Raw genomic sequence first — 23,747 nt, forward strand, 5'->3', positions numbered from 1 at the left:
CGGCGGGAACGGCCGGCCGCCATGGGTGTTCCGATCTCGCCTGGACAGCCGCACGAGCAGCACTCGATCATGCGCATGTTTCGGACTCCCCCGAACGCGAAAACGCTATCGCCACCCGATACCTGGTATGGGTGCTCGTGCGACAAGCTCGATTCGCCGAGGCCGAACGGGTAGCCGTAGCGGCCGCCGAACGTATCGCCCCGGCCATGTTCGATCACGACATCCAACGCGCCGGAATATTCGGCAATCTCCTGTTCAACGCTGCCACCGCCGCCACCCTCGCGAACAGCCACAGCCGGGCAGCCGATCTGCTCACCGAAGCTCGCACCGCTGCTGTTCGAGCTCCGGTCGACCAGATCAGCGAGGCCGCCATCTTCGGACAACGCGTCGCTGCGCTCCAAACCATCGAGCACACTATCCGCGCCGGAGAACCCGACATGGCCTTGCGCCAGGCAGCGGTAGTTCCCGACGGGCGAACACCAGCGTTCTGGGAAGCCGGGCATCACCTCATGCTGGCCGCTGCCGAACTAGAACTTCGACAGCGTGACAACGCTTTTGCCCGGCTCACCAAGGCAGTGAGCCTCGCTCCCGGATGGGCTCCCACTCAGCCACTCGGACGTCGCATCATGCGCGCTCTGGTCGATCGCGCACCTCGCCGCCGTAACCCTGAATTCGCTCGCCTTGCCACCATCTACCAAGCGGTATAAGCCTTGTGCTGGCGCCCGCACCGCAGAGCTCACCAGCTCTGCAGCAGCTGTTCGGCGAGCAGCGCGAGACCGATCAGGATCATGGCGGCCCCGGAGACTCGGCTGATTCCCCGCGCCAGTCGCGGTTTGGTGCCGAGCACATCGCGGGCGAGTAGCCCGACGCCGAAGTAGACGCAGGCGCACACCAGCAGGTGCACGCAGCCGAGCAGCACGGTCTGCACGGTGACGGGCCAGTGCGCCTGGCGGCTGAGGAACTGCGGCAGCACGGCGAGGTAGAGCATCAGCGCCTTGGGGTTGAGTCCGCTGACCCCGGCACCGCGCAGCAGCACACCGCCGGGGGAACCGGGTCCGTTCGCCCCGTCCCCGGTGTTCGCGGTCCCGGGACGCACGAGGGTCTGCACGCCGAGCAGCAGCAGGTACCCGGCCCCGGCGACGGTGAGGCCGGTGAGCAGCGCGGGGTTGGCGGCGACGAGCGCGGCGAGCCCGAGCACCACGAGCAGGGTGTGCCCGACGTAGCCGAGCAGCAGTCCGCCGACCGCCGGGGTGACGAAGCGGCCGCGCAGCCCGGCAGCGATCGCATAGGCCCAATCCGCGCCGGGCGTCAGCACCAGCAGTACATCCACCCCGAGGAAGGCACCGACCATGCCTGCGTTCACCGTGTTCCCACCTTTCTCCCTCGAGAGGTGAGACTAGGCGGGTTTTCCGGGCAGATGGCTGCAAATCGATGCGCTATCCCCGCCACAGCCGGTAGGATTTTGCGCATGGATGCCGTTGACGAGAAGATCCTTGCTGAGCTACAGCAGGATGGCAGGCTGACGGTCACCGAGCTGGCGGAGCGGGTCAATCTGTCCGCCTCACCCGCCCACCGCAGGCTGCGCGAGCTCGAACGCTCCGGAGCGATCCGCGGTTATCAGGCGATCGTGGACGCGGACGCGCTCGGGCTGGGTTTCGAGGCGCTGGTGTTCATCACGATGCGGCTGGAGGACCGGGACACGGTGGACCGGTTCGAGTCCGCACTCACCGAGGTGCCGCATCTCCAGCAGGCGCAACGGCTCTTCGGTGATCCGGACTATCTGCTGCGCGTGCTGACCACGGATCTGGCCGCGTACCAACGGCTCTACGATGAGCACCTGGCCACGCTCCCCGGGGTGCAGCACATCACATCCACACTGGTGATGAAGCAGGTCGTCGCCGAGCGTCCGCTACGAAGGCATTGAACCGACCGCGAAGGAGGGGCCATGACGACGCCGAACGGGGTCGGGCTGACCTCGGTACTGGTCGCCGAGGCACGGGCACGGGAATCCCGGCGGGCCGACCGGCTCTTCGAGGATCCGTTCGCGCAGCGGTTCGTGGACGCCTCCGGGTGGCAGCCGAGTGCGGAATCGAGGCGGACCACCGCGGACCGCTACGGGTTCACCTGGGTCAGTCTGCGGACCCGGTTCCTCGACGATGTACTCCGCGAGGCACTGGACGACGGCTGCACGCAGGTCGTCCTGCTCGGTGCGGGCCTGGACACCCGGGCACTGCGGCTGGGGATCGAGGTTCCGGTGTTCGAACTGGACACCGCGGAGGTGCACGCGTTCAAGCGTTCGGTGCTGCACGAGCCTTCGAGCCGGGTGGAGGTGGTCGCCGATCTGCGCGAGGACTGGCCGGATACCTTGCGCGCCTTGGGGTTCCGCGCCGACCGGCGGACCGCATGGATCGCCGAGGGGGTCCTGCTCTACCTGAGCGCGGCGGAGGTCGAGGCCGTACTGACGCAGGTGAGCGCACTGTCCGTCCCGGGAAGCGTCTTCGGCACCACCCTCACCCCGGCCGGGTACCTCGACCGGATCGAGACGCCGGCCGAACCGGACGGTGATCCGCTGGCCCCGGGCAATGTCGCGGCGATGTGGCGCTCCGACGGTCCGGCCGACCCCGCCGGGTGGTTCGCCGGATTCGGCTGGCGCGCCACGGTGTTCCGGCCAGGAGAACGAGCACGGGCCTACGGGCGGGATTTCCCGGACAATCCCAACCCGAACCGGCTGCTCGTCTCGGCCGTGCGGGAGACACCGGCCCCGCGCCCGGACACCGGCACGCCGCGCTAACCTCTCGAACACGAGAAACGCAGGGAGGTGCGGTGCTTACCGAGATCGCCACAACGCCCCTGCCCTATCTCGCCTTCCCGGTGCTCGGCGCGCTCGCCGGGTTCATCGCCCTGTCCCTCGGCTGGTTCCTCGCCTACGGCCTGGACCGCCACTCGGTGCTCACCGCGCACTCCGGGCCGATCGCGAACCGCATCGCACACCTGGTCGCCGCGGAGTTGAGCGCGCAGGAGCTGCTCTCCCGCATCGATCCGGAGACAGTGGCCGCGCGGCTGGACGGCCCGCTGCGCAAACTGGTCGACGAGACCACGGTCGAGCTGATGCAGCGGCACAAACCGGACCTGTGGGAGCTGCTGCCGCTGCGGATCAAGCGGGTGGTGATCGAACGTGCCCGGGACCGGGCGCCCGAGTTGGCCAGCGCGGTACTGGCCGCGCTCGAGGCGGATGCCGGGGATGTGCTCGAGCTCGAACCTCTCATCCAGCGGGTGCTCAGCGAGGATCCGGTGCTGCTCGCCAGGATCGGCCGGGAGGTGAGTACACCGATCCGGAACGCGCACACCCGTCGCGGAACACTGTTCTCGTTTCTGATCGGTGTTCTGGAAATCCCGCTCGTCGCCGGTACCCACTCCGCGCTGGCCGCCGCCCTCGCCCCGCTGGTGCTCGTTCCCGCGGCACGCTGGCTCGCCGGGCTGCGGCTGCCTGCCGATCTGGAACACAGCCGGGCACGGATCGCGGCCGCACTCGGCGAACGCATCGCCGATCCGGTGCTCGGCTTCGGCAACATCATCACCGAGCTCGTCTCCGGCCCGCGCAGCGAACGGGTGCGCCAGCTGGTCCGCAGGGAGGTCACCTCGGCCATCGACGCACAGGCCAGCGTGGCGAAACCACTCGTCTCCGCCGCACTCGGCGCGAACAAGTTCCAGCACATCAAGCGCGGGGCCGCGGAACGCGCACTGTCCGGGGCGCCCGCGCTCACCCGGCTCGTCGACGAGTACGCCGAGGAGTCCATGCAGGTGCGTGCCGCGCTCGCGTTCCGGCTGCGGCGCACTCCGGTGGACCGGCTCGAACCGCCGCTGCGCGCGGTGCTCGCCGCGGCGCGGGCGCGCTGCTACCTGATCGCGGTGCTCATCGCCCTCGTGCTCGGCGGGGCGCAGTTCGCGATCACCGCGGGAATGCCTGGCGTATCCTGATGCGATGATTCCCGCGACCGGGCCATCTGGGGAGGTGGGCTTGCATGCACGAGTTGCTCGTCGATTTTCGCGAGCACTGGCTGGTCTATTCTTCGATGCCGATCATCGCCGCGGTGATCGGGTATGTCACCAAGCGGGTCGCCATCGAAATGATGTTCAAGCCGATTGAATTCGTCGGTATTCCGGATACCAAGATCGGCTGGCAGGGCGTCCTCCCGGCGAACGCGCGGCGGATGGCCACCATCGCGATGGATCTGCTGATGAGCAAACTCGTGCAGCCACGAGAGATCTTCGGCAGGCTCGATCCGGACCAGATCGCGGCCGAACTCGAGAAACCGCTGTTGGCCACGGTGGACGACATCACAAGGGATGTACTCGAGCGCTATGAGCCGAACGTCTGGGAGATGCTGCCGCGCGGCGCGCAATCGCTGCTCATCAAGCGCGTGCAGGCGCAAGCCCCGCGGGTGATCAAGAGCCTCACCAAGGAATTGCGCACCGATATCGAGGCCGTGCTCGATGTCCGGGAAATGGCGATCAACGCGTGCACAAGGGACAAGCGCCTGCTCAATCGGCTGCTGAAAGAGGCGGGCGGCCCGGAATTCCGCTTCATCGCGCGCAGCGGTGTCTACTTCGGTCTCATCATCGGCGTGATCCAGATGTTCACCTGGGCGCTCACCAAAGAAGAGCTGATCATGCCCATATTCGGTTTCTTCGTCGGATTCATCACCGACTGGCTGGCGCTGAAACTGATTTTCTTCCCCCGGGAACCGGTGCGCGTTCTCGGCCTCACCTTCCAGGGCAAGTTCCAGAAGCGGCGCACCCAGGTCGCCGCGGACTACGGGCGGCTGATCGCCTCCGAGGTGCTCACCGTGCACAACGTGCTCGAGGCCGCGATCACCGGTCCCCGCTCGGACAAGCTGTTCGCGATGATCCAGCGCGTCGTGCAGCAGACCATCGACGAGCAGGCGAGCTTCGCGAAACCGTTCCTGGTGCTCGCCACCGGGACCGACACCTACAGGCAGATGAAGCAGACGGCCGCCGAACAGGTCATGGCCAAGGTCCCGGACACGATCCGGCACATCGAGGGCTACGCCACCGCGACCCTCGACGTGCAGGGCACCATCGTGCGCGGAATGAGCCAGCTCGACCCGATCGAGTACGAGGGGCTGCTGCGCCCGGCCTTCAAACAGGACGAGTGGAAGCTGATCCTGGTCGGCGCGGTCATCGGCGGCCTGGTCGGTGAACTGCAGACCCTGCTGGTCACCAACGCCGCCTAGACTCCGAGTCCGCCGGAAAGGGTGCGCACGAGCCGGGCGGCGAATCCCTCGGGCGCCGCGGGATCACCGGCGAAGTTCCCCAGGAAGGCCTGTTGCAGGCAGGCGCCGAGCAACAGCGCGGCGGCCGCTTCCGGATCCGCGGCCGCCGCGATCCCGCCCGCCGCCTGCTCGGCAGCGAGGTACCCGGCGACCGCATCGCGCACCGCGTGCGGACCCGCGCCCACCGCGTACAGGGCGCTGCGGTGCGCCGCGAGCAGTTCCGGTTCGGCGAACAGGGCGGCAGCCATCGGAAAGGTCTCGCCGTAGAAATCGAGTGCGGCCTGCGCGACCTCCTCGAGCGTCTCGGTCACCGCGCCCTCGCCCGCCCGCTCCCCGAGCCCGGCCAGCAGTGCGGCCAGCTCACCGGGCACCCGTTCGTGCAGCACCCCGATGAACAGCTCGGTCTTGTCCCGGAAGTGCTTGTACAGCGTGGCCTCCGAGTAACCCGCCTGCTTGGCGATCTCCTTCGTGGTCGCCCGCGCCAGGCCGCGACTCCGCATCACCTGCGCCGCCCCGTCGAGGATCCGTTCCCTGGTGCTTGACAACTCCCGCCCTCGTCCCAATAGTGGTGAGTAAGTATTCACTCACCTTAGCACGGCGAATACCCCGGAGGAACACATGTCCGAAACCACCGTTGTCTGCCTCGGCGACAGCATCACCCGGGGCCAGGTCAGCGTGCCCTACGTGGACCTGCTGCGCAGCCGGTTCCCGGAGCACCGCATCGTCAACGCCGGGGTGAACTACGACCTCGCCTACAACGCGCTCGGCCGCCTCGAGCAGGTGATCGCCGAGCGACCGGATGTGGTCACGGTGCTGCTGGGCACCAACGATGCGAACGCCACCCTCAGCGAGCGCAATCGCCGGATGATGACCAGGACCCGCAAACTGCCCACCCGCCCGACCGCGCAGTGGTTCCGGGAGAACCTGGAGGCCATCGTGACCCGGCTCGGCGCGGAGACCGGTGCCCGCATCGCACTGCTCGGGCTCCCGGTGATCGGCGAGGAGCTCGACTCGGAACCGCTGCGGCGGGCGGGCGAGTACAGCGGGATCGTGCGCGAGGTCGCCGCCGCGCACGACTGCGCCTATCTCCCGCTGCACGAGCGCCAGGTGGAGTATCTGCGCGCGACCGGACACCGGCCGGGAACCCGGTACCGCGACGGAATGCTGCTCTCCTCGACCGCGGCCACCCAGCATTTCGTGCTGCGCCGTGAATTCGACGCGATCTCGGCGGGCCGCGGCCTGCTGCTGAGCACCGACACGGTGCACCAGAACAGCACCGGGGCGCGGATGATCGCCGAGCTGATCGCCGAGTTCGTCGAAGTCGGCTAGGTGGCGATGGCCGGAGTGGCGTACTGCGGCCGGGTCCGGGCGAACACCCGGCAGCCGAGGTAGATCAGGAACGAGATCGTGGTGACGAAGGCACTCACCGGAGCACCGGGTGCGAGCGAGAGCACGATCCCGCCGAGCATCGAGACCTCCGCGAAGATCACCGCGAGCACCGTGGTGACCAGCGGACTGGAGCTCACCCGCGCGGCGGCCGCCCCCGGGGTGATCATCAGCGCGACCACGAGCAGCGCGCCGACGGTCTGCACCCCCAGCGAGGTCGCCACCCCGACGAGTACCGCGAACAGCGGGTTGAGCAGCTTGGTCGGCACCCCGCGTGCGGTGGCCATCTCGGGATCCACACTGGAGAACAGCACCGGGCGGTAGATCAGCGCGAGCACCACGAGCACCACGAGCGTGCACGTGATCATCAGGGTCAGGTCCGGGCCCTGGAGGCTGATGATCTGGCCGACGAGCAGGCCGAACTTGTTCGAGCCGCGCCCCGGATAGAGCCACAGCAACAGGATCCCGATGCCGAGGCCGAAGGAGAGCACCGCACCGATCACCGAATCCCGTTCGCTGCCCCGGCGCGCGAGCAGGCCGAGCGCGAGCGCGATGAGCACCGCGGCACCGAGCGCGCCGTACTGCACCCCGATCCCGGCCAGCAGCGCCGCCGCCCCACCGGCGAACGCGATCTCCGAGGTCGCGTGCACCGAGAACGCCATGCCACGGGCCACGATCAGCGGACCGATCAGCCCGGCGACCAAGCCGAGCAGGGCACCGGCGAGCAGGGCCTGCTGCACGAAGCCGAACCCGAGCAGTTCGCCGGTCGTGCCGAAGTCGAACAGCTTGCCCATCAGTCCTCCCCCTCCTCCGCGTGGTGGCACCCGGCCTCGTCCGCGCCGACCACGACCAGCTTTTCCCGTACCCGCACCACTTCGACCGGGGAACGGTAAAGCTCGGTGAGCGTCTCGGTGGTCATCACCTCGGCGGGCGCACCGATCCGGAACCGCCCGTCGACCAGGTAGAGAATGCGGTCGGCGAACTTGAGCACCGGGTTGATCTCGTGGGTCACGAACACCACCGCCGCACCGGATTCCCGGGCCGCGGTCCCGATGAGCTCACTCACCGAATGCTGATGGGCGAGGTCGAGGGAGAGCAGCGGTTCATCGCAGAGCAGCACATCCGGTTCGCCGACAAGGGCCTGGGCCACCCGCAGCCGCTGCTGTTCGCCCCCGGAGAGTGCGCCGATCGGGCGGTCGGCGTACTCGCTCGCGCCGACCGCGGCCAGCGCTGCCTCGACTTTCTCGCGCCGCTGCTTCCGCGCGCGCAGTCCGATCCCCCAGCGGTGCCCGTCCAGGCCGAGCCCGACCAGATCGCGCCCGCGCACCGAATACGAACCGCCCAGGGTTTTCTGCTGCGGCACGTATCCGACCCTGCGATTGCCCGCACCGGCCGCCTCGCCCGCCACGGCCACGCTGCCCCCGGTCAGCCCCTGCAGGCCGAGCAGCACCCGCAGCAGGCTGGTCTTGCCCGAACCGTTCGGGCCGAGCACGACGAGGAATTCCCCCTGCGCGACCGAGAGGTTCAGCCCCTCCCACAACGTGCGCTTGCCGAACCCGAGTCCGGCATCACGCAGCTCGATCGCGGACGGTTCCCCAGACGGAATTCCTTGTGCCACACCGACTTCCCGTGCAGCGGTCATCGTGCTCGCCCCTCTCATGCCCCGGCCTTGGCCAGCTGCTCGATCTCTGCGCCCATCCAGGCGAGGTAGTCGTCGGTGCCCTTGGGGAAGGTCTCGGTCACCGCGACGACCGGCAGGCCCGCCCGCTTGGCATTATCGCGCAGCTGATTCGCGGTGTCCGTCTGCGTCTGGGTGTTGTCCACGAGCATGCTCACCTTGTGCCCGGTGATGAGCTGATTGGTCTCCGCGATCGCGGCCGCCGGGATGTCCTGGTCCTTCTCCACCGCCTCGGCATAACCGGCCGGGGTCGCCTCCCGCACCCCGGCGGCCTCGAGCAGGTAGTCCGCCACGGATTCGGTGGCCAGCGCGGAGAGCTGCTTGCCCTGCCCGATTCCGCGGGCCTTCGCGATCAGCCCGTCGATCTTGCCGTCGAATTCCTTCGCGTTCTTGGTGAAGGTCTCCTTGGCCGAGCCGTCGATCGAACTCAGCTTCCGTGCGATTTCGTCGGCGACCTTTTTCACCGTCGGCAAATCGTAGAACACGTGCTCGTTCACATCGTCCCCGTGTTTTCCGGAGAGGGCGAACGCGTCCACATCCTCTTTCTGTTCCCCGCTCGCCTTGACCGCCTTACCGAAGAAATCGTCGTAGCCGCCGCCGTTGCGCACGGTCAGTTTCGCCTTGGCGATCTTCGCGGTGTCCGCGGCGCTGGACTCGTAATCGTGCGGGTCCTTCTCCGGGGAATCGATGAGCGAGCTCACCGAAACCTTGTCGCCGCCGACCGCCTTGGCCACCGAGCCCCACACGTTCGTCGAGGCGACCACGTCGATCTTGCCCGAGTCGCCCTGACTCGCCGAACCACCGCCCGAACCGCATCCGGCGAGGGCGAGCACCCCGGCGAAGCAGGCTGCGGACAAGGCGATCGTGCGGCTAGACATGAAGCACTCCTCGAAAATCGGTAATGGGAACCGTTTTCAACAATGTTACCCGAACATCGTGTTCACTCGCCGTTGGGGAGCAATACACGTAATGCGATTTTCCCGATACGGGGGAGCCCGTTCTTCTGAAACGGCTTCTGAACCGTTACGGTCTGCTGCATGCCCCGCTCTACCCCTGGTCGACGGCCCGCCACGCTGGCCTCGCTCGCTGCCGAGCTCGGTGTGTCCCGCACGACCGTCTCCAACGCGTACAACCGGCCCGACCAGCTGTCCCCGGAACTGCGTAAGCGCGTGCTCGACACGGCGCGGGTACTCGGTTATCCGGGCCCGGATCCGGTGGCCCGCTCGCTGCGCACCCGTAAGGCGGGCGCGGTCGGCCTGCTGCTGACCGAGAACCTCTCCTATGCCTTCCGCGATCCGGGCGCGATCGAATTCCTCGAAGGTCTCGCGCTCGCCTGCGAGGACGCCGGTCAGGGTCTGCACCTGGTGCCGGCAAGCCCGGAACGCGAGGACGTGGCCTCGGTGCACCGCGCCGGTGTCGACGGCTTCGTCGTCTACTCGGTGCCCGAGGACGACCCGCACCTGGCCGCGGTGCTCGAACGGCCGCTGCCCACGGTGATCGCCGACCAGCCGAGGGCGGCCTCGGTGGACCACGTCGGCATCGACGACCACGCCGCGATGCAGCGGCTCGCGCGGCACGTGATCGAGCTCGGCCACAAACACGTCGGGGTGCTGTGCATGCGGCTCGGCAGGGACCGCAACGACGGTTTCGTCAGCCTTCCCCGCCAGCACAGCGCGCGCTATCACGTGCAGCGAGCCCGGCTGGCCGGGCTGCGCGACGCGTTCGAGGCGGCCGGGGTGGACTGGAACACGGTCCCGGTTGTCGAGCGGTTCGACCACAGCCTCGCCGACGGGGCGCGCGCCGCGGGCCAGCTGCTGGACCGCGATCCGCAGGTCACCGCGATCCTGTGCACATCCGATCTGCTCGCGCTCGGTGCGCTCGACGAGGCGGGCCGCCGCGGGCTGCGGGTGCCCCAGGATCTGACCGTCACCGGTTTCGACGGGATCGCCGAGGCCCTGCGCACCGAACTGACCACGGTGCGCCAGCCGGTACTGGACAAGGGCCGCACCGCGGGCGAACTACTGCTGTCCACAAAGGACCCCGGACGGCCGCGCTCGGTCACCCTGGACACCGAGCTGATCACCGGGAAGACCTCGGCGGGACCGCGCGGCTACGAGGAGCCGTGGTTCGGGCCGTAACAGGCCGCTGGGGAGCCTCCTCCGTCACGAGCGGGAGTCAGCGTGCGGACGCCCCGCTGGACACCCGCACCCGAGATCAGCAAGAGTGGTCTCTAACAAACGGTGCTACCGAGCGCGCGGGCGAAAGCGCGCACGTTCTCGGTCTCGTTGTGCCGGGACCACACCAGCCCCAGATTCGAGGCGGGCAGCCCGGTGACCGGGACGAAGCGGATGTTCTCCCGGTTGTGGTAGTCGGCGGTCTGCCTGCACAGCAGCATGCCGCCGCGGTTCGCCGCGGCCAGGGTCAGCCCCTCCGCGATGGTGCGCACCGCCAGCTCGGTACGCAGCGGGGTGCCCGCCGGCGTCCGGTCCGGGGTCCAGGCCCGCCGCCAGTACTCCGGGGCGGGCCCGTCCACGCCGATCAACGGGCACCCGGCCAGGTCCTCCGCGGTGAGCTCGCCGCGATCGGCCAGCGGATGATCCCGCGCCAGCGCGAGGGTGGGCGGCTGCTTCGGTAGCACCGGACCGAGCACGAGATCCGGTTCGCACACCGGAAGCAGCACGACCGCGGCATCGAGTTCGGCGCGCTGCAGCGGACCGAACGGGTCCCCCAGCGGAATCTCGGTGACCTCGGTGCGCACCTGGGGATGCTGCTTCTCGAACGCGGCGATGGCACTGGTGAGCTGATCGTCGACGGTGCCCTGGAAGCCGATCCGCACGCTGCCGTGCACCCCGGCCGCCGCGCGCCGCGCCCGCTGCACGGTCTCGCTGAGCTCGGCGTAGGCGGGGCGCAGCTCCGCGAGGAACCGCTCACCGGCCGGGCTGAGCCGGACCACGCGGCTGGTCCGCTGCACCAGCACGGCACCGATGCGCCGCTCCAGCGCCCGCAACAGCTGGCTGACCCGGCTCTGGGTGAGGTAGAGCCGCTGCGCGGTCCGGCCGAAGTGCAGCTCTTCGGCGAGCACCAGGAAACACTCGAGCTCGCGCAGGTCCACCCGGGCACTCCTTTCGATAAGCCTGACTCATAGAAGGTTCGCGGATCGTTCGTTGTTCCCTGGCCCGGATCCGGCTTGGCTCGATGTCGTGACACAGACTTCGATCCAGGCTCCGGTACGCCCCATTCCCGCGGTGCTCGCCCTCGCCGCGAGCAGCTTCACCGTGGTGACCGCCGAGATGCTGCCCGTCGGCCTGCTCACCCCGCTCAGCGCCGCGCTCGGGGTGCGCGAGGGAACCGCGGGCCTCGCGCTCACCGTGACCGGATTCGTCGCCGCACTCGCCGCCCCGCTGCTGATTACCGCACTCGGCCGGTTCGACCGGCGCACCGTGCTCGGCGCGCTCATGCTGCTGCTGACGCTGGGCAATCTGATCGCCGCCCTCGCACCGGATTTCGCGGTGCTCATGCTCGGCAGGGTGCTCATCGGGATCGTCGTCGGCGGGCTCTGGTCGATCGCGGCGAGCATCCCGGCCCGGCTCGTCGCCCCGGCCAGGGTCTCCGCGGCCACCTCGGTGGTGTTCAGCGGGATCGGCATCGCCTCGGTGCTCGGGGTACCCGCGGGCACCTATCTCGGCGCGCTCGCGGGGTGGCGCGCCGGGTTCCTCGCGGTCGCCGCACTGGGCCTGCTGCTCGCCTTCGCGCTGCGGGCGAGCCTGCCGCGGCTCGCCGCGGAACCGGCGACCCGGTTCTCCGGGCTGCCCGGGCTGCTGCGAATCCCCGCGCTGCGCACCGGGCTCGCGGTCACCGCGCTGCTCGTCCTCGCGCACTTCGCGGCGTACACCTATGTGCGCCCAGCCGTCGAATCGAGCATCGCGGTCACCCCGGCCACGCTGAGCGCGCTGCTGCTTGGTTACGGGATCGCCGGGGTGTGCGGGAACTTCCTCGGTGGTTTCGGGGCCGGCCGCGCGCCACGGTGGACCGCGGTCGTGCTCGCCGCGCTGATCGCCGCCGCGCTGTTGGCCTGGACCGGTACCCACTCGCCCCTGCTGCTGACCGTGCTGCTGCTGGTGTGGGGGCTCGGCTACGGCGGGATCTCGGTGACCGCGCAGACCTGGCTGCTCGCCTCGGCACCGCAGGCGCGGGAGCTGGCCTCGGCGCTGTTCGTCGGGGTGTTCAATGCCGCTATCGCCGCGGGCGCACTGCTCGGCGGGCTGCTCGTGGACTCGGCGGGGTTGACGACGCTGCTACTCACCGGCGGTTCGCTCGCGATCGCCGGGCTGCTGGTGTGCCTGTTCGGCCGGGCACCGAAGGCCGATCGCTAGGTGATGCTGAACCGGACCGGCATGCTCGGCACCGGACCGAGCTTCGCGGTGACCTGGTAGTCGCCCTGCTTGACCGCGGTCCGTTTCGCGGGGCAACCGGGAGCGGAGGTGCGCCCGGCCCACTGCACGGAGAACGTGATCGGTTTGCCGGGCTGCATCGTCCGCTTCTCCGGCTTGGTCGCGGCGAAGGAACAGTCGCCCGAACCCCACAGCCGGCTACCGCCCGAATCGCTGATGACCAGTTCGCGCTGGGCGTGCCCCACATCCTGGATGCAGGGCTGACCGCCGATGTTCAGCACGCTCATGGTCAGCTTCGGCTGCTCGCCGAGTTTGTAGCTCGGCTTGTCGGTGGTGGCGAGCACGTGCAGGAACGAGGGATCGCACGGCTTCGGCGGGGCGGGCGGCGGTTTGGGCGCACTCGAGGACGGCGCGCCCGAGGACGGGGCGGCACCCGAGGAGGGCGCGGCACTGGACGACGGTGGCGCGGAGGAGGACGGCTGACCGCTCGGCGCGGCGCTCGAGGAACCCGCGGGAACCGGAGCACCGTGGTTCGGCGGCTGATCGTCGACGTTCCCCGTCTTCACCGCGTCGGCGTCCCGCTGTGTAGTGCCCGAGAACAGGGCCCCCAATCCCCAGACGACCAGCACGAACGCGAGGACGCCACCGGCGATCGCCAAGGCCCGGCGGCGCACATACACCGAGTGGGGCGCTGGCCCTCCTGGTTGCGTCATGCCGCGACCGTAACCCGGGAAACGCGGTGAGTTGTGCTTTCCAGGGTTTAGGCCATTCGGGCGTGTCGCAATGGGCGATACATTTAGCCCATATGGAGTACACACAGTTCAGTGACAAGATAAAATGACCACGGAGCGTCTCAATAAGGAGTTATGAGTGACCGCAATCGACGAACTGCTCGCCCGCCATTCCGGAGGCATCGACACCGGCCACCCGGAGATCCCGACTCCGGTGCCCAATATGCATGTCGCGATCGTGACCTGTATGGATGCGCGAATCAAGGTCTTCGACGTGTTCGGCCTCAAGCACGGTGAAGCCCATATCCTGCGCAATGCCGGTGGTGTGGTCACCGATGACATCATCCGCTCGCTCGCGCTGTCCCAGCGCAAACTCGAGACCCGCGAAGTGATCGTCATGCAGCACAATTCCTGCGGGCTCAATTCGGTCACCGAGGACGGGTTCAAGGACGAGATCGAGGAGGAGACCGGAATTCGGCCACCGTGGGCGGTCGAGGCGTTCCGGGACCTGGAGGCGAGCGTCCGCCAGTCGATGCAGCGGGTGCGCAGGAGCCCGTTCATCCCGTACCAGGACAAGGTGCGCGGATTCACCTACGACGTGGGTACCGCGCAGGTCACCGAGGTGCACTGAGCCCGCTGACAGCCCCCCGGCCGCGCGTGACAGCGCGGTGTGCGCACCATGCCAGCGCGGCCGGGCAACCTCGGTGGCATGACAGATGCGATCAGGGCCGAGGGCCTTGTCAAGAGATTCGGGCCGACGACCGCGCTCGCCGGGGTCGACCTCGCCGTGGAGCAGGGCACCGTGCTCGGTGTGCTCGGCCCCAACGGCGCGGGCAAGACCACGGCGGTGCGCATCCTCGCCACGCTGCTGCGCGCCGACGAGGGACACGCCGAGGTCGGCGGCTACGACGTACACCGTGAAGCGGCCGCGGTACGCAGGCTGATCGGGGTCACCGGGCAGTACGCCTCGGTGGACGAGGACCTTTCGGCCAACGAGAACCTGATGATGATCGGCAGGCTGCTCGGCTTCTCCCGCCGGGCCGCCCGCGCCCGCGGTGCCGAACTGCTGGAGCGCTTCGAACTCACCGAGGCGGCGAACCGGGCGCTCAAGGGGTACTCGGGCGGGATGCGCCGCCGCCTCGATCTCGCCGCGAGCCTTGTCGGCCGTCCCGCGGTGCTCTTCCTGGACGAGCCGACCACCGGGCTGGACCCGCACAGCCGCAACCAGGTGTGGGCGATGGTGCGCGATCTGCTCGCCGACGGGGTGACGGTGCTGCTGACCACCCAGTACCTGGAGGAGGCCGATCAGCTCGCGGACCGGATCACGGTGATCGACAAGGGCCGGGTGGCCGCGGACGGGCGCCCGGACGAGCTCAAGCGCCAGACCGGAGGGCAGACGCTGCAGCTGCTCCCGCACGATCCGCGGGACGCGGAGAAGGCCGCGCGCATCCTCGCCGACCTGACCGGTTCCGCGCCCGGCCGCAATACCGACACCGGGCTGCTCACCGTCCCGGTCGAGGATCCCGTCGTGCTCTCCGCGGTGGTGCGCAGGCTGGACGACGCCGGGATCCTCGCCGATGAGCTGGCGCTGCGGCTGCCGAGCCTCGACGAGGTGTTCCTCGCGCTCACCGGGCACGCGAGCGAATCGGAGGTTGCGGCATGACCACCCTCACGGCACCATCCACGCTGTCCGCGCGCCGGGTCAGCCCGCTGGCCACGCTGCGCGCCGGGGTCACCCTCGCCGGGCGCAGCATCATCCGCATCCGCAAGAACCCGGAATCCCTGGTCGACGTCACCCTGCAGCCGATCATCTTCCTGCTGATGTTCGTCTACATCTTCGGTGGCGCGATCGCCGGGAACACCCACCAGTACATGCAGTTCCTCGTTCCCGGGCTCGCCGTGCAGAACACCGTGTTCGCCAGCATGGGTATCGGGGTCGCGCTGAACACCGACATCACCAAGGGCGTTTTCGACCGGTTCCGTACCCTGCCGATCGCCCGCTCCGCCCCGCTGATCGGTGCGGTGTTCGGGGATGTGGTGCGCTACGTGCTCGCGGTGGGCTGGCTGCTGGTGTTCGCGGCGATCCTCGGCTTCCGGGTGCAGACCGGATTCGGCCCGCTGCTGCTGGCGATCGTGCTGCTGGTGGCCTTCGCGCTGTGCATGTGCTGGATCACGGTGTTCGTGGGACTGCTGGTGCGCAGCCCGACCGCGGTGCAGGGCCTGATGATGCTCGTGGTCTTCCCGCTGACCTTCGGCAGCAATGTGTTCGCCAATCCGGCGACCATGCCCGGCTGGCTGCGCGCCTGGGCGGATGTGAACCCGATCAGCAAGATCTCCGAGGTGAGCAGGGGCCTGATGGTCGGTGGACCGGTCGCCGGGCCGCTCGGTTACGCGGCACTGTGGATGGTCGGCCTCGTCGCGGTGTTCTTCCCGCTGGCGATGTGGGCTTACCGGCGAAGGGTGAGCTGAGCGCCCACCCGCTCGAACGCGGCGTCCCGGCCATCGAGGGCGCCGCGTTCGAACGCCTCGCGGTAGCCGTGTTCGCCCAGTGCCGCGGACAGTTTCTCGACCAGCGCGATGACCAGCCGGTCACCGAGGTCGAGGGTGCCGCGCACCGCCGTGCTCGCGCCCAGTGTCTCCGCGGCGCGTACCGGATGCCCCAGCGCGGCGAGCGCGGCGGCGATGGTGTCCACCGTGGCACCGATCATGGCCATGTCCCGGGTGCTGAGCGCGTCCGGGTACGACGCGCTCAGCAGGTCCAGCGCCTTCCCCGGATCGCCGAAGGTGAGCTCGTAGCGGGCGCGCACCGTGCCGAGGCGGGCGCGGGTGTGCCGGTGGGTCTGCATGCTGAGCGCGGCGAGCTGGGCCTCGGCGTGCCCGAGGTGTTCGCGGGCGAGTTCGGCACGTTCGGCGCTCACCCCGAGCTGAGCGAGCTCGAGATGCGCGGCGACCCGCACTTCCCGCATGCCCGTCTCGTCCGAATCGCTGCGCTCGAGCACCGCGAGCAGTCCCTGTTCGGCGGGCTCGAACCGGCCCGCGGCCCGCTGTACCCGGGCCAGATGCACCATGTGCTGGGTGGACATCTCGTTCGACCCCAGCTCCGAGCCGAGCCGGATCGCGTCCTGGTAGATGTCGATGGCCTCCTCGTGCTTCCCGGCGATCACCAGCCGGTCGGAGAGCGCACCGAGCGCCATCCCCAGGCCCCAGCGTTCCCCGATCCGGCGGAACGAATCCACCGCGAGCCGGGCCTGCTCATCGGCGGTCTTCGCATCCCCGCTGTTGTCCGCGATGATGCACCTGGCCAGGTGGCAGCAGGCGCGCACCCAGGGATCGGTGTTGTCCTCGAACCGTTCGATGGCCGCGAACGCCGATTCCGTGTCGCCGAAGTAGGAGCGGAACACCGGCTCCACGAGCACGAAGAACGGGAACCGCACCGCACCGCCGAGCTCAGCCCAGCGGTCGAGCAGCGTCATGATCTCCCGCTCCCGCGCGGTGGGATCGGGTTCGGCGATGTGCGCGAGCAGGCGCAGCACCACGGTCTCCAGCCGGTCCGGGTCCGGACCGGTGGCCAGTACATCCCGGACCAGCTCCATGTGCTGGTCCGCGAAGCCGGTGAACGACCACAGCACCAGCAGGGCCATGACCAGCCGGCCCGCGGATTCGCTTTCCCCGCGCGCGATCGCGGCCCGCAGCGCGGTGAGCGCGTTGTCCTGCTCGGCGGCCACCTGCCGCAGCGCGGTGAGCTGCTCGGCGGTGCGCATCCGCGGTTCGGCGTCCTCCAGCATCTCGATGTAGTGCGCGATCAGTGCGCGGGTGTCTGCCTCGCGCTCCCCTGCCTCGTCCAGCCGCTCCCCCGCGTAGGCCTTGATCGTCTCCAGCATCCGATAGCGCGGTGCGGCCACATCCCCGGTGACATCGAGCACCAGCAGGGACTTCTCCACCAGTGAGGACAGCAGCTCGTCCACGTCCATCCCGGTGACCGCGGCGACCGTCTCGGCGCGTGCCCCGTTCGCGAACACGGAGAACCGGCGGGCCAGCATCCGTTCGGGTTCGTCGAGCAGATCCCAGCTCCAGTCCACCACCGCGCGCAGCGTGCGATGCCGCTCGGCAGCGGAGCGGTCCCCGGAGGACAGCAGCCGGAACCGGTCCCCGAGGCGTTCGGCGACTTGCGCCGCGGTCATCGAGCGCAACCGGGCGGCCGCCAGTTCCAGGGCCAGCGGCATCCCGTCCAGGCTGGCGCAGATCCGGGTCACGGTCTCCGCGTCGAGCTCCGCTCCGGGGCGCGCGGCAAGCGCCCGTTCCCGGAACAGCCGCTGTGCCTCGGATTCGCTGAGCGGGCCGAGCCAGTGCAGCCGTTCCCCGGTGACCGCGAGCGGTTCGCGGCTGGTGGCCAGCAGGCGCAGCCGAGGGCAGGCGGCGAGCAGGGCGACCGAAAGCCCGGCCGCGGCCTCGATCAGGTGCTCACAGTTGTCCAGCACGAGCACGCCCTCGCGGCCGCCGAGCACATCGATGAGCCGGTCGAACACGGTGTGCACGTTCGGCTGGCCCGCCTCGGGCAGCACGAGTTCCCGGTCCACGACGGAAAGCACCGCCTGCGCCAGGTCCGCCTCCGCCCCGACCGGGGCGAGCGGGACGAACCACACCGTGCTCCCCTCCTCCGCGAGCGCGGACGCGAACTCGCCGGCCAGCCGCGTCTTGCCCGCGCCACCTGGGCCCGCAAGGGACACCAGTCGCGATTCGGACAGCGCCCCGCGCACCTCGGCCAACTCGGCCGTGCGGCCAACGAAGGAGGTCAGCGCGCCCGGCGGCCGCCCGCTGATCGGCACGGAACGCTTCGGGGTCTCGCCGCGCAGCACCGCTAGGTGCGCGGCGGCGAGCTCGGCACCCGGATCGGCGCCGAGCCGCTCGGCGAGTTCGGCGCGCACCCGTTCGTAGAGTTCCAGCGCGGCGGCGGTGCGCCCATCGGCGTGCAGCGCGCGCAGTTCGAGCGCGGCGAGCCGCTCGTCGAGCGGGTACTCGGCGCGCACCTCGTCCAGGCGGGCGAGCACCTCGGTGGCCCGCCCGCGCTCGAGCAGCCGGGTGCACAGTTGCTGCACCGCGGTACCGCGCAGTTCGCGCAGCCGTGCCAGGTGCGTGGCGGCGAACGGCAGCTCGCGCAGCGGTTCCCCGCGCCAGAGTTCGAGCGCCCCGGCCGGATTGCCCTCGGTGACCAGGCGCGCGAACCGGTGCGCGTCCACCCGGTCGGGTTCGATCGCGAGCCGGTACCCGCCGTTCGCGGACTCCACCGCGGGAATCACCTTGCGCAGCCGGGAAACCACCGACTGCAGCGCGTTCACCGCGTCGTTCGGCGGCGCACCGCCCCACAGTTCCTCGATCAGCACATCGGTCGGCACCGGATCCGGGACGGCGAGCGCCAGCCGGATCAGCAGTGCCCGCAGCCGGGCGCCGGGAACGGGGATCTCGGTACCGTCCTCGGCGGCCAGCTCGACGGGCCCGAGTACGCCTATCCGCACCAGGTCATTGTCGCAGGCCTCGCGGCGGCACGAGATACTTCCCCGCGTGGACACCGAACTGCTCACCGACTGGTTCCGTGCCGAGGGCCGCGATCTGCCGTGGCGGCACCCCGAATGCGACGGCTGGGGTGTGCTGGTCAGCGAGATCATGCTGCAGCAGACCCCGGTGAAGCGGGTGCTGCCCGCCTGGGAGGCCTGGCTGCGCGAATGGCCGAAACCCTCGGACTGCGCGGCGGCGAGCCAGGGCCAGGTGCTGCGCGCCTGGGGCAAGCTGGGTTATCCGCGCCGGGCGCTTCGCCTGCACGAGTCGGCCGCCGCGATCGCGCGCGAGCACGGGGATGTGGTCCCCGAGGACGTGGACACCCTGCTCGCGCTGCCCGGGATCGGCACCTACACCGCCCGCGCGGTCGCCGCCTTCGCCTACCGGAAACGGGTTCCCGTGGTGGACACGAACGTGCGGCGGGTGGTCGCGCGTTCGGTGCACGGTCTCGCCGACTCCGGTGCGCCCTCGGCGAACCGGGACCTCGCCGATGTGGACGCGCTGCTGCCGCCCGAGGACGAGGCGGCCGCCGTGGTCTCCGCGGCCATCATGGAACTCGGGGCGCTGCGCTGCACCGCGCGCGCTCCCGGTTGCGGGGACTGCCCGATCGAGCACGGCTGCGCCTGGGTCCGCGCGGGCAAACCGGACAACAGCACCTATACCAAGCCCGTGCAGGCCTATGCGGGAACCGACCGCCACGTCCGCGGGTTGTTGCTGGATGTGTTGCGCGGCACCGACACCCCGGTGCCCAAGACCCGGCTCGATCTCGCCTGGCCCAAGGGCGGGCAGCGCGACCGGTGCCTGGACACGCTGCTCACCGACGGTCTCGTGGAACAGCTCGCGGACGGCCGGTTCGCCCTTCCCGGAGAGCACCATGCCGGGGAGCACTAGCCGGGAGCATCAGAGCCGGGACAGGAAGGCTTCCACGGCACCGCGGTAGAATTCGGGCGCGTCCTCGTGCGCGAGATGCGCGGCCCCCGGTACGAGCACGTGTTCGGCATCGGGGGCTTTCGCGGCCATCTCGGCCATCTGCCCCGCGGGCATCAGGGTGTACTCGGCCTCGAGGTACAGCACGGGGGCGCGGGTGCCGGTCACGAAGGACCAGTACTGCTCGCGTCCCCATTCGGCGGCGATCCGCATGGCGTCCTCCAGCTCGGCGATCATCCGGTATCCGCCCGCGCATTCCTCGACGCATTCGCTGAAATAGCCCCCCGCGCCGGCGAAGAATTCCCGGACGTGCGCGATGGATTCGAATACTTCCGGCCAGGTCCGGAAAAGCGGCCGCCATTCCTCGACGGTCCTGCCCCGCTGATCGACGGCCATGTCCTCCACGACGACCCCGCGCACGAGTTCGGGACGGCTCGCGGCGAGCCCGAGCGCGTGCAACCCGCCCATCGAGTGCCCGATCAGCGTCGCCTGCCCGAGTTCGGCGACCACCTCGGCGAGATCGGCGACGAACACCTCAGTGGTGAAGGGCCCCGGTTTCGGGTTCCGCCCATGCCCGCGCGCGTCGACGCCGTACACGTGCCCGTAGGAACGCAGCCAGCGCGCCGTCCGCCACCAGGTGCGCGCCCGGCCCATGAGCGCGTGGGTGAGCACGATCGGACGGCCGGAGCCACCGAAATCGACAAGCCAGTCCCGCATGCCCGCTCCATATCCGAGTACCTGTGAACGGTCAAGTCTTGCATTCACCAACTACCGCGGAAACACTTGCCCGTTGTGATGACCACCCGGAGGATTCTGGTGTCCACCGCCGCGGCCTTCGCGAGCCTGGCGCTGTTCGCGGGCACCGCGACCGCCGCGCCCGCCCCGGGAAGCGACGGACTCGGTGACCCGTACTACCCGCAGGACGGCAACGGCGGCTACGACGTCAGCCACTACGACATCTCCTTCTCCTACGACCCGCCGAGCAAGAAACTCGAGGCGACCACCCGGATCACCGCGCGGGCCGAACAGGACCTCTCCGCGTTCAACCTGGACCTCTCCGGGCTCACGGTCGACGGGATCACCGTGGACGGAAAGGACGCGAAGTGGTCCCGATCCGGGGAGCACGAACTCACCGTCACCCCGGAAACCCCGCTGTCCCAACAACATCCGTTCACCGTCGAGGTCCGCTACGGCGGAACCCCCAAGCCGATCAAGGATCCCGCGCTCGGGGAGAACGGCTGGCAGTACGGGGACAACGGCGCCGCGTTCGCCGCGGGGGAACCGCATGGGGCGGCGACCTGGTTCCCGGTCAACGATTCCCCGCTGGACAAGGCCACCTACTCGGTCAGCGGGACACTGCCCAAACCGTGGACGATGATCGCCAACGGCCGGGAGACCGGCACCAGTCCCGGGCCGGGCAAGGACAAGCAGACCTTCAAGTGGGCCGAGCCGGTGCCGATGGCCAGCTATCTGGCCACGGTCGGAATCGACAAATGGACCATGGAGAAGGACAAGCTCGCCGACGGAACCCCGGTCGTGAGCAGCTACGCGCCCGGTACCCCGGAAGCAACCAAGCAGGCCGAGCACAAACTCCCCGAGGTGCTGGATTTCCTGTCCAGCAAATTCGGGAAGTACCCGATGGACGCGGCCGGCGGCATATTCGTGGGCACCGGAATCGGTTTCTCGCTGGAGACCCAGACCCGCCCGGTCTATTCGAAGGACATGGGTGATCTGGACACGATCATCCACGAGAACGCACACCAGTGGTGGGGCGATTCGGTCTCGGTGCACCACTGGAAAGACGTGTGCCTCAACGAATGCTTCGCCTCCTACGCGCCCTGGTTGTGGGACGAGGCCAAGGACGGCGCCGACCTGAACAAGCGCTATGACCAGAAGCTCGCCGAGCACAACGGGGACAAGGCGTTCTGGGCGCAGAAACTCTACGACCCGGGCAAGGGCAAGGAATTCACCGGTGTGTACGACAAGGGTCCGCTCGCGCTGCACGCGCTGCGGCATGCCATCGGGGATGACGCGTTCTTCCGGATCCTCGAGGAATGGCCCGCCGCGCACCGGGACAAGAACGCGAGCTGGGCGGAATTCGAGAAGTACGTGCAGCAGGTGAGCGGGAAGGACCTGCGCGGCTTCTTCGACGCCTGGTTCCACGGCGCGACGGTGCCCGGGAAGGAGTACCTGCATCCGGGCGGCGGGAACTGAGCACACGTAGTCTGGAAGGGTCCGATTTCCGAGTGAATAGGAGCCCAGCCAGATGGCAGTAGTCAAGATCAACGCGATCGAGATCCCCGAGGGAGCGGGCGAGGAGCTGGAGAACCGGTTCGCCAACCGCCTGCACGCGGTCGACAACCAGCCCGGCTTCCTCGGGTTCGAGCTACTGCGCCCCGTCGAAGGAGAGCAGCGCTACTTCGTGGTCACCCACTGGGAGACCCAGGAGGACTTCGACAACTGGGCGAACGGTCCCGCCAAGGAAGCGCACGCCGGGCAGGCCCGCAAACCCGTCGCGACCGGAGCCTCACTGCTCGAGTTCGAGGTCGTGACGAGCGCGGGACCGATGTACCAGAAATGACCGATCAGGATCCGAGACCCGCGCTCGACGCCGCCGCCGAGCTCATCGAGTCGGCGCAGGCGGTGCTCGTCTGCGCCGGCGCGGGGATCGGGGTGGACTCCGGGCTCCCGGACTTCCGGGGCGACGAGGGATTCTGGCAGGCCTACCCGCCCTACGCCGAGCTCGGGTTCTCCTTCGCCGAGATCGCCGATCCGGTGCATTTCGCCAAGGACCCGCATCTGGCCTGGGGTTTCTACGGGCACCGGCTGCAGCTGTACCGGCGGACCGAACCGCACAAGGGCTTCGCGATCCTGCGGCACTGGGTGGAGACCGCGCCGCTGGGCGGGAAGGTGTTCACCTCGAACGTGGACGGCCAGTTCCAGAAGTCGGGGTTCGCGAGCGAGGACGTGATCGAGGCGCACGGCTCCATCCACGCGCTGCAGTGCCTGCGCCCCTGCGGGACCGAGGTCTGGACCGCCGAGGACACCGACCTGATCATCGACGAGTCCCGGATGCGGGCGCTGAATCCGCTGCCACGCTGCCCGAACTGCGGGGATGTGGCCCGCCCGAACATCCTGATGTTCGGCGATCTCGACTGGCTGGGCGCGCACACCCAGGAAGCCGTGGCCGGGCTGTCCGCCTGGCGCCGCGAGCTACGCGGAAAACGCCTGGTCACCGTCGAGGTGGGGGCCGGGACCGCGGTACCGACGGTGCGCAGGCAGGCCGAGCTCTCCAGCGCGACGGACAGCACGCTGATCCGGATCAATCCGCGGGAGCCCCAGGTGCGCCACGGCCGGGGCATCGAGGTTCCGCTCGGCGCGCTCGAAGCGCTCACCGCGATCAACGAACGTCTCGGTTGACCTGAACAAGGGTTCAGCTTGCAGGATCGGGTTATGCCCCTCGACCTCGGCATGCTCCTTCCCCATCCGGAGACCGGCGTGCGGATACCCGATGCGGCGCGGATGGCGGAAACGCTCGGGCTCGATTCACTGTGGTCCGGCGACCACCTGATGACGGGCTCGGCCGTGCTCGATGCCCCGATCACCCTGGCGACCGCGGCCGCCGTGACCGAGCGGATCGGCGTCGTCCTCGGTGTCTACCTGCCCGCGCTGCGCCAGCCGGTGTGGGCGGCCAAGCATATCGGCACCCTCGCGCACCTGATCCCCGACCGGTTCCGTCTCGGAGTCGGGCTCGGCGGGCGGATCGGCACCGGACCGAGCGAATGGG

24 protein-coding genes and 1 pseudogene are annotated in these 23,747 nt (G+C 69.4%); 15 read left to right on the plus strand and 10 right to left on the minus strand.

Going from position 1 to position 23,747, the window contains the following annotated elements:
• Window positions 1–503 (minus strand): hypothetical protein (locus AD72_RS19430; RefSeq protein WP_156365269.1); only part of this gene is annotated, 503 nt, incomplete at its 3' end.
• Between the two features lie 233 nt (window positions 504–736).
• On the minus strand, window positions 737–1,363 hold the full coding sequence (locus AD72_RS19435; protein WP_197285019.1) for a LysE family translocator: 627 nt from the start codon (window positions 1,361–1,363) through the stop codon (window positions 737–739).
• A 105-nt stretch (window positions 1,364–1,468) separates the two neighbouring features.
• Here AD72_RS19435 and AD72_RS19440 point away from each other — a divergent pair, with 105 nt between their 5' ends.
• From AD72_RS19440 to AD72_RS19455, 4 genes are read left to right on the plus strand one after another with little or no spacing between them, the layout of a single operon-like run.
• On the plus strand, window positions 1,469–1,924 hold the full coding sequence (locus AD72_RS19440) for an Lrp/AsnC family transcriptional regulator (protein WP_031467952.1): 456 nt from the start codon (window positions 1,469–1,471) through the stop codon (window positions 1,922–1,924).
• A gap of 21 nt (window positions 1,925–1,945) precedes the next feature.
• On the plus strand, window positions 1,946–2,791 hold the full coding sequence (locus AD72_RS19445; RefSeq protein WP_051898784.1) for an SAM-dependent methyltransferase: 846 nt from the start codon (window positions 1,946–1,948) through the stop codon (window positions 2,789–2,791).
• Between the two features lie 32 nt (window positions 2,792–2,823).
• Entirely contained in the window at window positions 2,824–3,978 is a 1,155-nt protein-coding gene (locus AD72_RS19450) for a hypothetical protein (protein WP_031467954.1), read from the plus strand.
• Between the two features lie 44 nt (window positions 3,979–4,022).
• Window positions 4,023–5,255, plus strand: coding sequence for a DUF445 domain-containing protein (locus AD72_RS19455; RefSeq protein WP_031467955.1), 1,233 nt, complete (start codon window positions 4,023–4,025; stop codon window positions 5,253–5,255).
• Here AD72_RS19455 and AD72_RS19460 read toward each other — a convergent pair.
• Entirely contained in the window at window positions 5,252–5,839 is a 588-nt protein-coding gene (locus tag AD72_RS19460; RefSeq protein WP_231644895.1) for a TetR/AcrR family transcriptional regulator, read from the minus strand. The two genes, AD72_RS19455 and AD72_RS19460, sit on opposite strands and share 4 nt — an antisense overlap.
• 73 nt (window positions 5,840–5,912) lie before the next feature.
• Here AD72_RS19460 and AD72_RS19465 point away from each other — a divergent pair, with 73 nt between their 5' ends.
• On the plus strand, window positions 5,913–6,623 hold the full coding sequence (locus AD72_RS19465; RefSeq protein WP_031467957.1) for an SGNH/GDSL hydrolase family protein: 711 nt from the start codon (window positions 5,913–5,915) through the stop codon (window positions 6,621–6,623).
• Here the strand turns inward: AD72_RS19465 and AD72_RS19470 are convergent.
• The 3 genes from AD72_RS19470 to AD72_RS19480 are packed head-to-tail and all read right to left on the minus strand — an operon-like array spanning window position 6,620 to window position 9,236.
• Entirely contained in the window at window positions 6,620–7,474 is an 855-nt protein-coding gene (locus tag AD72_RS19470; RefSeq protein ID WP_031467958.1) for a metal ABC transporter permease, read from the minus strand. The two genes, AD72_RS19465 and AD72_RS19470, sit on opposite strands and share 4 nt — an antisense overlap.
• The gene (locus AD72_RS19475) at window positions 7,474–8,322 is read right to left on the minus strand and encodes a metal ABC transporter ATP-binding protein (protein WP_051898786.1); all 849 of its coding nucleotides are present in this window, start codon (window positions 8,320–8,322) and stop codon (window positions 7,474–7,476) included. The genes AD72_RS19470 and AD72_RS19475 overlap by 1 nt, the downstream gene beginning before the upstream one ends.
• Window positions 8,323–8,336: 14 nt before the next feature.
• Window positions 8,337–9,236 (minus strand): metal ABC transporter solute-binding protein, Zn/Mn family, encoded by a 900-nt coding sequence (locus tag AD72_RS19480; RefSeq protein ID WP_031467960.1) that lies wholly within the window; start codon window positions 9,234–9,236, stop codon window positions 8,337–8,339.
• Between the two features lie 159 nt (window positions 9,237–9,395).
• Here AD72_RS19480 and AD72_RS19485 point away from each other — a divergent pair, with 159 nt between their 5' ends.
• Complete coding sequence (locus AD72_RS19485) at window positions 9,396–10,496, plus strand: LacI family DNA-binding transcriptional regulator (protein ID WP_031467961.1); 1,101 nt, start codon at window positions 9,396–9,398, stop codon at window positions 10,494–10,496.
• 92 nt (window positions 10,497–10,588) lie between these two features.
• Here the strand turns inward: AD72_RS19485 and AD72_RS19490 are convergent, their stop codons facing one another.
• Entirely contained in the window at window positions 10,589–11,470 is an 882-nt protein-coding gene (locus tag AD72_RS19490) for a LysR family transcriptional regulator (protein WP_231644896.1), read from the minus strand.
• Between the two features lie 88 nt (window positions 11,471–11,558).
• On the opposite strand from AD72_RS19490, the gene AD72_RS19495 reads away from it, so the two are divergent.
• A complete protein-coding gene (locus AD72_RS19495; protein ID WP_231644897.1) occupies window positions 11,559–12,731 on the plus strand; it encodes an MFS transporter in 1,173 nt (390 codons plus the stop codon).
• On the opposite strand, the gene AD72_RS36675 is transcribed toward AD72_RS19495, so the two are convergent.
• Window positions 12,728–13,462 (minus strand): hypothetical protein, encoded by a 735-nt coding sequence (locus AD72_RS36675; RefSeq protein ID WP_031467964.1) that lies wholly within the window; start codon window positions 13,460–13,462, stop codon window positions 12,728–12,730. The two genes, AD72_RS19495 and AD72_RS36675, sit on opposite strands and share 4 nt — an antisense overlap.
• A gap of 157 nt (window positions 13,463–13,619) precedes the next feature.
• Between AD72_RS36675 and AD72_RS19505 the strand changes: the two genes are divergently transcribed.
• The 3 genes from AD72_RS19505 (at window position 13,620) to AD72_RS19515 (ending at window position 15,949) form a co-directional block, all read left to right on the plus strand.
• Window positions 13,620–14,111 carry a beta-class carbonic anhydrase gene (locus AD72_RS19505; protein ID WP_031467965.1) on the plus strand — a complete coding sequence of 164 codons (492 nt, stop codon included), beginning with the start codon at window positions 13,620–13,622 and terminating at the stop codon, window positions 14,109–14,111.
• A 78-nt stretch (window positions 14,112–14,189) separates the two neighbouring features.
• Window positions 14,190–15,143: a daunorubicin resistance protein DrrA family ABC transporter ATP-binding protein gene (locus AD72_RS19510; RefSeq protein WP_031467966.1), complete on the plus strand. Its 954-nt coding sequence runs from the start codon at window positions 14,190–14,192 to the stop codon at window positions 15,141–15,143.
• Window positions 15,140–15,949 (plus strand): ABC transporter permease, encoded by an 810-nt coding sequence (locus AD72_RS19515; RefSeq protein WP_031467967.1) that lies wholly within the window; start codon window positions 15,140–15,142, stop codon window positions 15,947–15,949. The genes AD72_RS19510 and AD72_RS19515 overlap by 4 nt, the downstream gene beginning before the upstream one ends.
• Here the strand turns inward: AD72_RS19515 and AD72_RS19520 are convergent.
• Window positions 15,928–18,993, minus strand: coding sequence for an ATP-binding protein (locus tag AD72_RS19520; protein ID WP_063890774.1), 3,066 nt, complete (start codon window positions 18,991–18,993; stop codon window positions 15,928–15,930). The genes AD72_RS19515 and AD72_RS19520 overlap by 22 nt on opposite strands.
• Window positions 18,994–19,039: 46 nt before the next feature.
• Between AD72_RS19520 and AD72_RS19525 the strand changes: the two genes are divergently transcribed.
• On the plus strand, window positions 19,040–19,924 hold the full coding sequence (locus AD72_RS19525) for an HhH-GPD family protein (RefSeq protein WP_031467969.1): 885 nt from the start codon (window positions 19,040–19,042) through the stop codon (window positions 19,922–19,924).
• Between the two features lie 9 nt (window positions 19,925–19,933).
• On the opposite strand, the gene AD72_RS19530 is transcribed toward AD72_RS19525, so the two are convergent.
• Window positions 19,934–20,677 (minus strand): alpha/beta fold hydrolase, encoded by a 744-nt coding sequence (locus tag AD72_RS19530; RefSeq protein ID WP_031467970.1) that lies wholly within the window; start codon window positions 20,675–20,677, stop codon window positions 19,934–19,936.
• A gap of 78 nt (window positions 20,678–20,755) precedes the next feature.
• On the opposite strand from AD72_RS19530, the gene AD72_RS19535 reads away from it, so the two are divergent.
• The 4 genes and pseudogenes from AD72_RS19535 to AD72_RS37955 all read left to right on the plus strand — a co-directional run.
• Complete coding sequence (locus AD72_RS19535) at window positions 20,756–22,174, plus strand: M1 family metallopeptidase (RefSeq protein ID WP_031467971.1); 1,419 nt, start codon at window positions 20,756–20,758, stop codon at window positions 22,172–22,174.
• 52 nt (window positions 22,175–22,226) lie between these two features.
• Window positions 22,227–22,541 carry an antibiotic biosynthesis monooxygenase family protein gene (locus AD72_RS19540; protein WP_031467972.1) on the plus strand — a complete coding sequence of 105 codons (315 nt, stop codon included), beginning with the start codon at window positions 22,227–22,229 and terminating at the stop codon, window positions 22,539–22,541.
• A complete protein-coding gene (locus AD72_RS19545) occupies window positions 22,538–23,380 on the plus strand; it encodes an SIR2 family NAD-dependent protein deacylase (protein WP_031467973.1) in 843 nt (280 codons plus the stop codon). Before AD72_RS19540 ends, AD72_RS19545 begins: the two co-directional genes overlap by 4 nt.
• Before the next feature lie 51 nt (window positions 23,381–23,431).
• Window positions 23,432–23,707, plus strand: a pseudogene (locus tag AD72_RS37955) (LLM class flavin-dependent oxidoreductase); the annotation flags it as partial.
• Window positions 23,708–23,747: the final 40 nt, after the last annotated feature.

Origin of the sequence: Sciscionella sediminilitoris (genome assembly GCF_000737195.2) — a bacterium.
Taxonomy (GTDB): domain Bacteria; phylum Actinomycetota; class Actinomycetes; order Mycobacteriales; family Pseudonocardiaceae; genus Sciscionella; species Sciscionella sediminilitoris.